This window comes from Streptococcus dysgalactiae subsp. dysgalactiae, from assembly GCF_900459225.1.
In the GTDB taxonomy this organism is placed as follows: Bacteria; Bacillota; Bacilli; order Lactobacillales; family Streptococcaceae; genus Streptococcus; species Streptococcus dysgalactiae.
Map to the genome: position 1 here is coordinate 1,848,937 of NZ_UHFH01000003.1, position 12,537 is coordinate 1,861,473.

The 12,537-nt window shown below is 40.9% G+C and carries 10 protein-coding genes; 3 read left to right on the top strand and 7 right to left on the bottom strand.

The features are described 5' to 3' along the window. Positions 1 to 220: 220 nt before the first annotated feature. Positions 221 to 2,104, bottom strand: a complete 1,884-nt coding sequence (locus tag DYD17_RS09475) for a sucrose-specific PTS transporter subunit IIBC (protein ID WP_003052633.1) — start codon at positions 2,102 to 2,104, stop codon at positions 221 to 223. A 242-nt stretch (positions 2,105 to 2,346) separates the two neighbouring features. Between DYD17_RS09475 and DYD17_RS09480 the strand changes: the two genes are divergently transcribed. Together DYD17_RS09480 and DYD17_RS09485 are read left to right on the top strand one after the other, a co-directional pair. Beyond that, entirely contained in the window at positions 2,347 to 3,786 is a 1,440-nt protein-coding gene (locus DYD17_RS09480; RefSeq protein WP_115276465.1) for a sucrose-6-phosphate hydrolase, read from the top strand. Between the two features lie 4 nt (positions 3,787 to 3,790). After that, positions 3,791 to 4,756: a LacI family DNA-binding transcriptional regulator gene (locus DYD17_RS09485; protein WP_003052639.1), complete on the top strand. Its 966-nt coding sequence runs from the start codon at positions 3,791 to 3,793 to the stop codon at positions 4,754 to 4,756. 132 nt (positions 4,757 to 4,888) lie between these two features. Here the strand turns inward: DYD17_RS09485 and nusB are convergent, their stop codons facing one another. The 5 genes from nusB to DYD17_RS09510 all read right to left on the bottom strand — a co-directional run bounded on the left by nusB (position 4,889) and on the right by DYD17_RS09510 (position 7,985). Beyond that, a complete protein-coding gene (nusB, locus tag DYD17_RS09490) occupies positions 4,889 to 5,338 on the bottom strand; it encodes a transcription antitermination factor NusB (protein ID WP_003052643.1) in 450 nt (149 codons plus the stop codon). After that, positions 5,331 to 5,720 (bottom strand): Asp23/Gls24 family envelope stress response protein, encoded by a 390-nt coding sequence (locus DYD17_RS09495; RefSeq protein WP_003052647.1) that lies wholly within the window; start codon positions 5,718 to 5,720, stop codon positions 5,331 to 5,333. Before DYD17_RS09495 ends, nusB begins: the two co-directional genes overlap by 8 nt. Before the next feature lie 45 nt (positions 5,721 to 5,765). Beyond that, the gene (gene efp / locus DYD17_RS09500) at positions 5,766 to 6,323 is read right to left on the bottom strand and encodes an elongation factor P (protein ID WP_002993230.1); all 558 of its coding nucleotides are present in this window, start codon (positions 6,321 to 6,323) and stop codon (positions 5,766 to 5,768) included. 87 nt (positions 6,324 to 6,410) lie between these two features. Further along, positions 6,411 to 6,878, bottom strand: coding sequence for a deoxycytidylate deaminase (locus DYD17_RS09505; protein WP_003052653.1), 468 nt, complete (start codon positions 6,876 to 6,878; stop codon positions 6,411 to 6,413). 33 nt (positions 6,879 to 6,911) lie between these two features. After that, positions 6,912 to 7,985, bottom strand: coding sequence for a M24 family metallopeptidase (locus tag DYD17_RS09510; protein ID WP_115276466.1), 1,074 nt, complete (start codon positions 7,983 to 7,985; stop codon positions 6,912 to 6,914). 368 nt (positions 7,986 to 8,353) lie between these two features. On the opposite strand from DYD17_RS09510, the gene DYD17_RS09515 reads away from it, so the two are divergent. Beyond that, complete coding sequence (locus DYD17_RS09515; protein ID WP_236593270.1) at positions 8,354 to 9,103, top strand: excalibur calcium-binding domain-containing protein; 750 nt, start codon at positions 8,354 to 8,356, stop codon at positions 9,101 to 9,103. A 490-nt stretch (positions 9,104 to 9,593) separates the two neighbouring features. Here DYD17_RS09515 and uvrA read toward each other — a convergent pair whose 3' ends face one another. Next, positions 9,594 to 12,419 carry an excinuclease ABC subunit UvrA gene (gene uvrA, locus DYD17_RS09525; protein WP_115253124.1) on the bottom strand — a complete coding sequence of 942 codons (2,826 nt, stop codon included), beginning with the start codon at positions 12,417 to 12,419 and terminating at the stop codon, positions 9,594 to 9,596. Positions 12,420 to 12,537: the final 118 nt, after the last annotated feature.

A 12,537-nucleotide genomic window follows, 5' to 3' on the forward strand; every position in this document is an offset into this window, starting at 1 on the left:
CCACCAGCTTCAATACTTCCATATAATTTTCCCATATTTTCTCCTTTTTATGATTACCCTTGTCATTTCGCCTATAGTATAACAACACCTTCTCAAAAAAAACAAGGTACAAAGTATAGGTAAAATAACACAAATTTAAGGTTTTTAGGATGTTATCATTTTCTTGTCATTTTTTCATCACTTACATGGAAAAAGAGTTGATTATCCAACTCTTTTCACTTTATCTTACAATTGCCAGTTGATCACCAACCGCAACTTTTCCTTGAGCTAGGAGATTAATGTTGTGGTAGTCGTTACTGTTGGTTACGATTATCATCGTTGTATCATCCAACCCTGCCTGCGCAATCTTGGTAGAGTCAAACTGTCCAAGAAGGTCACCTTTTTTAACCATCTGTCCTGCTGTCACAAGAGAAACAAAACCATCTCCCGCCATTGAAACAGTTTCAATGCCAATATGGAGTAATATTTCTGCTCCCTGTGTTGAAGTGATTGCGTAAGCATGACCTGTTTCAAAGACAATTTCAACTTTGCCATCAACTGGCGAGTATAGGGTATTATCTTCTGGCTTAATTGCTAAGCCTTGACCCATAGCACCTGATGAAAAAACAGGGTCTGAAACAGCTGCTAAATCTACAATTGTTCCATTCAAAGGACTATATAAAGTTTCCTCTGCTAAGGCTGGCTGATCAGGCGTTTGATCAACTTCGACAGCTGGTAACGGAAGGGTTTCTCTATCTTGATAACCCCAAGTATAAGCCATCGCAAAGGCTACCCCAAGACCGACAAGCATAGTCATAAGGTATTGTAATAATTGGCCATTCAAGTAGAGGAGAGTTCCTGGTAAGACTGTAATCCCAAAACCAGTTCCTGCAATGCCAAAGAGCCCAGCGACCCAACCACCTAAGGCACCACCAATAAGACCTGAAACAAAGACTTTTGGATAACGGAGATTGACCCCAAAAATAGCTGGTTCAGTAATCCCTAAAAGAGCTGACAAGGTTGATGGAAAGGCCAGACCTTTTAGTTTTGTTGATTTGGTTTTAACAGCAACAGCTAAGGTAGCTCCAGCTTGAGCAGCTGTTGCTGCTGTTAGGTAAGCATTGAAAGGATCTTTTCCAGTATTGGCAATCAGCTGCGCTTCTAGGAAGTTAAAGATATGGTGAATACCAGTCACTACGATTAATTGTTGGATTCCCCCAACAATCAAGCCTGCAATACCAAACGGCAAATGCAAGACAGCCTGTGTACTAGCCAGAACAAGGTTTTCAAGAGAATGAAAGACTGGTCCAATAATGAATAACCCTAAAGCACTCATAATAGCAAACGTTAAAAATGGTGTGACCAATAAGTCCAAAGCTTCTGGCACTCGTTTATGTAACCATTTCTCCAGTTTCGCCCCTACCAGACCAACAAAGAAGGCTGGCAACACAGTTCCCTGGTAACCAACAACAGGAACGAATCCAAAGAAAGTAAGTGGTTTAACATCCCCACCAGAGGCAACTACCCAGGCGTTTGGCAATTCATTGGAAACCAACATCAAGCCTAAAACAATACCGATAATAGGGTTACCCCCAAATACCCTAAAGGCTGACCAAGCCACTAAGGCTGGCAAGTAGACAAAGGCAGTATCCGTTAGGATGCGGGTATACATGAGGAAGTTTTCTCCGTATTCATGTACCCCAAACAAATCCATGATGGCTGGCTGAGTCACCAAGCCACGAACACCCATAAAGAGACCTGTTGCCACAATAGCTGGAATAATAGGAACAAACACATCCCCAAACGTACGAATCGCCCGTTGGAACACATTGCCCTGCTTAGCAGCTTCTGCCTTTTGCTCACTAGTAGATGATGTTGGTAAACCAAGAGCAACGACTTCGTCATAAATTTTATTGACGGTACCTGTCCCAAAAATCATCTGATATTGACCAGAGTTAAAGAAAGCTCCCTTTACTTTATCAATAGCTTCTGCTTTTTCTTTATCAATTCTTCCTTCATCATGAACCATCACGCGAAGGCGAGTTGCACAGTGGGCAACACTTCTCACATTTTCTCGGCCACCTAAAGCCTCAATCACTTCAGTTGCAATCTGACGATTATCCATGGCTACAACATCTCCTTTTTCATTTGGTGTCAGCCTTCACCAATTCTACAAGCTTTGCTGCTGAGAACCTACTTGACCGACGGTAGTGAATCCGCTTCACTTCTTGACTATCATTTTATCACTAATATTTTTTATGTCAAGCGTTTAACATATTTTTGTTTTATTTGCATTAAATTGTTGATTTTTAAAGAGAAAACGTTTAGTATATTAATAACAATAACTGTCAAACAAGGAGCTTTCTTATGGATCTACCACAAGCTGTCCGCTACCGCCCCTATGAGGAATGGAGCCAAAAAGACTATGAGGCCATCATCAAAAAAATAGCCCAATCTCCTTGGAGAAGTCGGTTTCACGTTGAGCCCCGAACAGGACTACTCAACGACCCCAATGGCTTCTCTTATTTCGATGGTCGTTTCCACCTCTTTTATCAAAATTGGCCTTATGGCGCTGCTCATGGTTTGAAGCAATGGGTACACATGACCTCCACAGACCTTGTCCATTTTACGGAAACAGGGAGCCGTCTTTTGCCAGATCATCCTCACGATAGCCATGGTGCTTATTCCGGCTCTGCTTATGCCATTGATGACAGGCTTTTTCTCTTTTATACTGGTAATGTTCGAGATGCCAATTGGGTCAGAACACCATTACAGGTTGGCGCGTGGATGGATAAACAAGGAAATATTTCCAAAATTCCACAGGTATTGATTGAACAACCTGATGACGTGACCGAACACTTCCGAGACCCGCAGGTTTTTTCTTATCAAGGGCACTTTTATGCCATTATCGGAGCTCAAGGTTTAGATGGCAAAGGGAAAGTCAAACTTTACAAAGCTGTAGACAATCATGTAGATAACTGGCAATTTATCGCCGACTTGGACTTTGACGATTCTGGTACGGAGTACATGATCGAATGCCCTAATCTTGTCTTTGTCGACGACAAACCCGTCTTGATCTTCAGCCCACAAGGACTAGCCAAGTCCGAATTAGATTATCAAAATATCTACCCCAATACCTATAAAATCTTCAAAGACTTCAATCCAGAAACTGGCGAATTGCTGGGAGGTGGTCCCCTGCAAAACCTTGATTTTGGGTTTGAGACTTATGCTACTCAAGCCTTTAATGCTCCAGATGGCAAGGCTTTAGCTGTATCATGGATTGGGCTACCAGATATTGATTACCCAACAGATTCTTATGACTATCAAGGAGCTCTTAGCTTAGTAAAAGAATTAAGGATTAGAGACGGCATTCTCTATCAAGCACCTGTTTCAGCCCTAAAAGAGCTTCGAGGGCCGGCAGAATTATTCCATAATAAAATAGACAGTTCCAACTGTTACGAATTGGAATTGGCGATTCCGAGCCAAGAAAAAGTCAGCTTAGTCTTATTTGCAGACCAAGCTGGCAATGGGCTAACCCTAACGATAGATACAGACCAAGGGCAAATCAGCATTGATCGAAGTAAAGCTGGGATCCAATACGCCCAGGATTATGGTACCGTGCGCTCTTGCCAAATGCCTCAAGACCGTGTTACACTTAATATCTATGTGGATAAGGCTATCCTTGAAATCTTTGTTAACCAAGGACAAAGGGTTCTCACCAGCCGTGTCTTTCCACATCAGGGGCAAACAGGAATCCAATTATTGGAGGGACACATCTCTGGGTATTATTATGAAATGAGGTATTAGGCAAGTGGTGGCAAAATTAACAGACGTAGCAGCCTTGGCAGGGGTCAGTCCGACAACGGTGTCACGTGTGATCAACAAAAAGGGCTACTTATCTCAAAAAACAGTGGATAAGGTCAACAAGGCCATGCGAGAATTGGGGTATAAGCCCAATAACCTAGCCAGAAGTTTACAAGGAAAATCAGCTCAGCTCATCGGTCTAATTTTTCCTAATATCAGTAATATCTTTTATGCCGAGCTTATCGAACATCTAGAAATTGAATTGTTTAAACACGGCTACAAAACTATTATTTGCAACAGCGAACACAATCCTGTCAAAGAACGCGAATACTTAGAAATGCTCGCCGCTAATCAAGTAGATGGTATCATTTCCTCTAGTCACAATCTAGGTATTGATGATTACGAGCGTGTCGAAGCACCAATTGTAGCCTTTGACCGTAATTTGGCTCCTAACATTCCAATCGTTGCCTCAGATAATTTTGAAGGCGGAAAACTAGCAGCCCAAACCTTACAAAAACATGGCTGTCAAAAAATTATCATGATTACAGGTAACGACAATTCCGAATCGCCGACGGGTCTTCGTCAATTAGGTTTTAACTACCAACTGAAACGAAGTGCTGAAATCATCAAATTACCAAACGACCTCTCCCCTATCCGCCGTGAAATGGAAATCAAATCTATTTTGGCAACCCGAAAACCTGACGGTCTCTTTGTTTCGGACGATCTCACTGCTATTTTAATCATGAAGGTCGCCAAGCAGCTAGACATCGCTATCCCACAAGACATGAAAATAATTGGTTATGACGGCACTACTTTTGTGGAACAATATGTTCCTCAATTAGCAACCATCAAGCAACCTATCGAAGAAATCGCAAAACTCAGCGTCGAGGTACTTCTCAAAAAAATTAAGGGAGAGAAAACCAGCAAGGATTATATTTTGCCAATTACCTTACTCCCAGGAGAAAGCATTTAGTGTCCCTCAGAAATTACTCTAAAAAAAGCAAACCGGAGAACTCTTTAAAAAGACGAGAGCAGCCTGTTTGCTTTTTTGATAGTCACAAGACAACACAAAATCGGACCAATTTAAGATTGGTCCGATTTATCTTTAGTTACTTGCTGAAGAAGCTTCTGAAACAAATTGGCTAAGCAAGCCATTAATAAATTTGGCAGACGTTTCATCAGAATATTTTTTAGCAACCTCAATAATTTCATTTAAGGCCACACGGTCAGGTGTCTCGTTGAAATACTTGATTTCAAAAAGTCCTAAACGTAACAAGGTTTTATCAGTCACCGTTAAGCGTTCTAATGACCAACCCGTCTTCAAATGTTCTGAAATCGTGCGATCAAGCTCTTCTTTGTGATCGTTAACCCCGTTGACAAGATTTAATAAGAAAATTGGCAATTCCAAAGCCTCATTGCCTTCATCCACGACCTTATCATAGTCATAAGCAAATTGAGAGGCAACTAAGAAATCACCACCCATTTCCATGCTGAACAAGGCTTGAAAAGCACGCTCACGTAAGTCTCTTCTTGAATTTTGAAAACTTTTAGTCATCCAAAAAATCCTCATCAAACAGTGACTTCAAATCTGGTTTTGGTGTCTTCTCAGGAACAATTCCTTCGACATGGATATTGACCGCTGAGATTTTCACTTCTGCCATATCATACACCGCTGATTTAACAGCTTTTTGAATAGCCATAGAGACCGTAGGAACCTTAACACCATATTGCAAATAAACATAGATATCTGCAGTTACGCTATCGTCTTCTTGTGTTTGAAGGTAAACCCCTTTGCCTAGACTTGCTTTATTAAAGCTATCTGCCATTTTTTTGTTATGAAGGGAATGAACGCCTTCAACTTGTGTGGTAGCAATCCCAGTAATAACCTCAAGTACTCGTGGTGAAATAACGATTTCACCGATATGTTCAGTTGTCATAGCATTTCCTTTCTCTTCTTTAGACTAACCTGTTCTGACAAAGGATTAAGCACGAGAAACGTAAGTACCTTCTGCAGTGTTGATGATTAGTTTTTGACCAGCTTCGATAAAGTCTGGAACGTTGACCACAAGACCTGTTTCAAGAGTTGCAGGTTTACCAGAACCTGTGACAGTTGCTCCTTTGATAGATGGTTGTGTTTCGGCAACAGTCAATTCAACGGTTGTTGGAACAGTCACTCCAATCACTTCACTTCCATAGAATTGGATTTTAACGTCTGAGTTTTCAAGAATGTAAAGCAACTCTTGCTCAACGTTAGCAACTGGAATTTCGTACTGATCGTAAGTGTCAGTATTCATGAAGTAAGCAGTGTCATCCATTTTATATAGGTATTGTGCTGGAACAGTTTCAATGATAGCTTGCTCAAATTTTTCATCTGGGCGGTAAGTTGTGTCAAAGGTAGACCCTGTACGCACATCACGCAATTTCATACGCATGATTGTGTTTCCTTTACCTGGTTTATGGTGGCTAGCTTCAAGGACACGAATTAATTTTCCTTCTGATTCGAATGTCATACCGGCTTTAAGCTTACTTGCTTCAATCATTATTATTTACCTCTTACTAAAATATTATCACTTCATTTTACCACAAAAGCGCCCTAGGCTCAAATCTTTTATGACCATTCGCCCAAGCTAATCATTAGGTCCTTCCTTACCACCCAAAATGATGTGAGGCACGTCATGTTGCACGTACGCAACTCCCTTTTTCTCCATTAGTTCAATCGCAAACGGGTGTGGACGATAATGTGCTTTGTAAGTAATCTTTTTAATCCCAGCCTGCAGCAGAGCCTTGGTACAGTTGATACAGGGAAAGTGCGTTACATAAATTTCAGTTCCGTCAGTCGAAATCCCTTCTTTGGCACATTGAATCAAAGCATTCATTTCAGCATGAACTGTCCTGATGCAATGCCCATCTTCCATATAATGACCCGCTTCATTACAATTATCTGTGGCAGAAACACCACCATTATAACCCGTGGCAATAATACGATTATCCTTTACCAAAACAGCTCCCACAAAAGCGCGGTCACAAGTAGAGCGTTTGGAAATAAGCTCTGCATTGGCCATAAAGTAATCTTGCCATGATAAACGACTTGTCATTGCTTCGCCCTTCTAATCCTTCCCTAAGATAATTTACAACACAATCAGTTCCTTTGGTGCCAAGGTCAATACTTGACAACCAGTTTCTGTGATGACCAAGTCATCTTCAATACGGACGCCATATTTATTATCCAGATAGATTCCTGGCTCGTCTGTTACCACCATTCCTGCTTGAAGAAGTTGCTCAGATTTCCCAAAAAACGGATTCTCATGAATGTCAAGCCCGATACCATGACCAATGCCATGTGTGAAGTGGCTACCATAACCAGCCTCCGTGATGAGTTGGCGCGGAATACCGTCAAAGTTGCTATAAGTCATGCCAGCGCTAGCTTTATCAATGAGAGCCTTATTAGCAGCCAGAACAAGAGCATAAATCTCACGTTCTTCATCAGTAACTTGGCCAATATGAATGGTCCTCGTCATATCACTAACATAGTGGTTGTAGTAGCAACCAAAATCCATGGTCAAGCTCTCTCCATTCTGGATAACCTTGTCACTGGCGCGTCCATGAGGCATAGCAGAGCGATAGCCTGAAGCTGCAATGGTATCAAATGACGTTCCGGTAGCACCATACTGACGCATGCGGAAATCTAAAAAATTAGCAAGGTCACGTTCAGTGGTTGTCCCTGGTTTAATAAAATCAAGGGCATCTTCAAATGCCTTGTCAGAGATCGAGCAAGCTGTAGTAATGGTCTCGATTTCAGAAGTATCCTTAATGAGACGTAATGTCTCCATAAAGCCTGACTGAGCAAGCAAGGTTATTCCTGACAGTTCTGTTTGTATGGTCTGATAAAACGAAAAGGCAACTTGGTCTTCAAAACCAAGGGAATCTACTCTATCAGCCTCTAACAATTCTGCCACAACCTTGAGCGGCGTGCGGCTTTCGATAATATCAAAGCCTTGAACGCTAGCTTTAGCAATCAAAGTATAACGTGAGTCTGTGATGAAAACACGACGACTGGCTGTTATTAAAACAGTAGCTGCAGTCCCCGAAAAACCTGTCAGGTAGTAAATATTGGTTAAATGAGTAACCAGAAGAGCCTCTAGTCCCTTCTCTGACATCAACTTTTGGCATTGACGTAATCGATGTTCTAAAAATCCTGACATAGCTAACTCCTTTGATAACTTTTGAGAATATTGTAGCATGAAAAGGTACCTAATAGCTAGTAAGCATTTCAAAAGATAGATTGATTATCTAAAATGAAAGTTCTAAAAATGATATCTTTTTTAAATAAACGTTTACATAAAAAATTAAAAAGTGTAAAATTAACATAAAAACCAAGGGATGAATTCAAAAATGAAACACAAAGGTTGTCTCGCCATTATTTTGTACTTTATACTAGGAATCATTGTCCTTAGCATCCTTTTAATGCTAATGCCTTTTATTTTAGTTGCAGGAATTATCGGATTATGGTTTTATACTAAAAAAAGACCTGATAACAAACGACGAAACTATGCGATTACAGCTATAGTTGTTGGCTCAAACTGCAATTAGTAAAGCATCTCAGAAACCAGAGAAGCAATCAAAAAAACAGATTTCTCAAAACGAAAACAGAAAAGTCCAAAAAGCTCAGCGTGCACTTATTACTTTAGAAAAAGATACTAATCGAACGAATCTGGAAAAAGCAAGAGAAGCCATCGGACAAGTCAAACATTCGAAAGATAAGGAATCACTACAAAGACAATTTAATATTTTAGAACAAGCTATCTATTTTACAGAAGCTACCATTAAAGAATTAGAAATCAAGAAGACCAAACATTTGATCGAAAGTGCTAAACAAAAAGTAAACCTTGTTTCTAATACTAATAAGCGAAATGCTCTACGTAATCGTATTGATTCAGTGACAAAGGCAATCGAAGACCAAGAAGTTCAACAAGCGGCTGCAAACAATGCTGAAATAGCCATTCAGCAACTTGAAAATAATCAAATTCGCGATAATATTGGTAGCGCTCAAGCTAAAGTTAATCTTCTTTCAGATGTTGACAAGAAAACTGCTTTCACTAATCGTATAAACGCGGTAGTTTCTGCAATAGAGACTCGTGAAGCACAGGAACACGAGGCGCAGGCAGCTGTAGCAACACAACAACAATTTGCTCAAACACCTCGCACTTACTATGCTAACTGCACTGAAATGCGGAGCGCTGGAGCAGCGCCTATTCAACAGGGGCAACCCGGTTACGCAACACATTTAGATCGTGATCACGATGGTTGGGCTTGTGAATGATTAAAAAACGATCGCTTTTGATATTCATATTGTTACTGACACTTTTACAGCCTAATATTAGCCATGTTACCGCTAAAGACTATTTATCAGATAATGAAGCTAAGGCTATCTCGTCTTATCAAAAAAGCAGTCATTTCTTAAAATCGGTCTCTATTAGTGAGATACAAACCATGATGGCAAACAATAAAACATTTTATCTCTACACAGGGCGGGCAACATGTTCTCATTGTAGACGCTTCATGCCTCGTTTAATAAAAGCAACACAAGAATCCAAAATACCCATTTATTATCTGAATTCCGAAAGTATGTCTCTTAATTTAGACTTAAAAACTTTCAGAAACCATTATCATATAACTACTGTACCTAATCTGTCACGATTCCAATCTAATTATCTCACTAAAACCCTCGAGAAGCCAAGTCTAGTTAGTAAAGAGGATATTATTATTTTTCTCACTCAATAAAAAATCCAGTTTAACACTGGATTTTTTCACTATAATAATTTGACTTTCAAATAATGACCAGTATAACTTTCTTTGGCTTCAGCAACCTCTTCTGGTGTCCCCGTCGCAATAATCTGACCTCCACCAACACCGCCTTCTGGCCCTAAGTCAATGATATGGTCGGCAGACTTAATAACATCCAAGTTATGCTCAATCACAAGAACCGTATTGCCATCGTCTACAAAGCGTTCTAATACCTTCAAAAGCCTTGCGATATCATCTGTATGCAAGCCAGTCGTTGGTTCGTCCAAGATATACAGACTCTTTCCTGTCGACCGCTTGTGCAATTCACTAGCCAACTTCATCCGCTGTGCTTCTCCCCCAGAGAGAGTGGTAGCTGGTTGACCTAAGGTCACATAACCAAGTCCAACATCCTTAATCGTTTGAATTTTTCGAGCAATTTTAGGAATAGCAGAGAAGAATACCAAGGCATCATCCACAGTCATATCAAGGACTTCTGCGATATTTTTTCCTTTGTAATGCACTTCAAGTGTTTCAGAATTATACCGCCTGCCGTGACAAACCTCACATGGCACATAAACATCTGGCAAAAAGTGCATTTCAATCTTGATAATCCCATCACCTGAACAAGCTTCACAACGCCCACCCTTGACATTAAAAGAGAAACGTCCTTTTTTGTAGCCACGAATCTTAGCTTCATTGGTTTGAGCAAACAAGTCTCGAATATCATCAAAGACCCCTGTATAAGTTGCTGGATTTGAGCGCGGCGTCCTCCCAATCGGACTTTGATCGATGTCAATCAACCGTTCAATATGTTCAATACCAGAAATAGACTGATACTTCCCAGGCTTGTCGGTATTGCGATGAAGTTTCTGAGCGACAGCCTTTTTCAAAATACTATTAACCAAGGTAGACTTACCGGAACCCGAGACCCCTGTAACAGCAATAAATTTGCCGAGAGGGAATCTAACATCAAGGTGTTGAAGATTGTTCTGTGCTGCTCCTTTTATTTCAATGAATCGGCCATTACCAGAACGGCGCTCTAAAGGCACTGGAATGAATTTTTTACCAGACAAATATTGACCTGTGATGGATTTTTTATTCCTAGCCACTTGTTTCGGCGTTCCAGAGGCAATAATTTCTCCACCGAACTCACCTGCCCCTGGCCCCACATCAATCAGCCAATCCGCTTGCATCATGGTGTCTTCATCGTGTTCTACCACAATTAAGGTATTACCCAAATCACGCATCTTTTTCAGACTTTCAATCAAACGGTCATTGTCTCTTTGATGCAATCCAATAGAAGGCTCATCCAAAATATAGAGCACCCCTGATAGGTTAGAACCAATTTGTGTTGCCAACCTGATTCGTTGACTTTCACCACCTGATAAAGTCCCAGCAGCTCGTGACAAGGTCAGATAATTCAGTCCCACATTATTTAAGAATGTCAGACGGTCATGGATTTCTTTGACAATCGGTTTAGCAATGGCACTTTCATTTTCTGTGAGTTCCAATCCTTCCAACAACTGCAAGTGGTCGGCAATAGATAATTCTGAAATTTGACCAATATGAGGTCCTTTTTCGCCACCCACATGCACACACAAAGCTTGGTCATTCAAACGGTAACCATGACAAGTCGCACAGGTCAATTCGTTCATATAACCACGCATCACATTGCGCGTATAATCACTATTAGTTTCGTGATAACGGCGATGAACATTGGTCACAACCCCTTCAAAAGGAATATCAATGTTCCGCTCACCACCAAAATCATTCACATAGTGAAAATGAAATTCTCGGTCCCCTGAACCATAAAGAACTAAATCTCTTTCTTCCTCAGTCAAGGCCTCAAAAGGTGTATCCATATCCACCCCAAAACTCGCCATAGCTTGCTCAAGCATGGTTGGGTAATAATTGGAGGAAATAGGATTCCAAGGCGCCAAAGCTCCTTCTCTCAACGTCTTACTTGGGTCAGGAACAACCAAATCCAAATCCACTTCCAGTTTAATTCCCAGCCCATCACAGGTTGGACAAGAGCCGAACGGCGCATTAAAGGAGAAGAGTCTTGGCTCCAATTCAGGAATCGTAAACCCACAGACAGGACAAGAATAGTGCTCAGAAAAGAGCAATTCACTGCCATCCATAGTATCAATGACGACATAACCATCTCCCAGCCTTAAAGCTGCTTCAATGGAATCAAATAATCGACTGCGAATGCTATCCTTATTAACCAGACGGTCAATAACCACCTCAATGTTATGCATCTTACTTTTGGACAACTCTGGCACTTCTGTCACGTCAAAAATATCCCCGTCAACGCGCACACGGACATAGCCGTCTTTTTGAATTTTCTCAAAAACTGTTTTGTGTTGCCCCTTCTTCCGACGAACAATAGGAGCTAAAATCTGCATTCGTGTCCGTTCAGGGAGGGCCAAGACCTGTTCAACAATTTGCTCCACAGAAGACGCCGTGATAGCACCATGCCCATTGATACAGTAAGGTGTGCCTACACGCGCATATAGTAGACGTAAATAATCATTGATTTCCGTAACCGTACCAACCGTTGAGCGAGGGTTCTTACTGGTGGTTTTTTGGTCAATGGAAATAGCAGGGCTAAGACCGTCAATGGAATCCACATCTGGTTTTTCCATATTACCCAAGAATTGCCTAGCGTAAGCTGATAAACTTTCTACGTAACGACGTTGCCCTTCCGCATAAATAGTATCAAAGGCTAGACTAGATTTTCCTGAACCTGATAACCCTGTCACGACAACTAATTTGTCTCGTGGAATTTCCACGTCAATATTTTTTAAATTGTGGGCTCTTGCCCCATGAATAATTAATTTATCTTGCATCTTGAATGTGCCCAAAGGCACCCTCCTAATCGAGATTTCTTATATTATAACAGAAAATTATGAGAACTAGTTGCCCCAAACTTTACGATTTTTGGTATAATAGATAAGTATTGAGAAT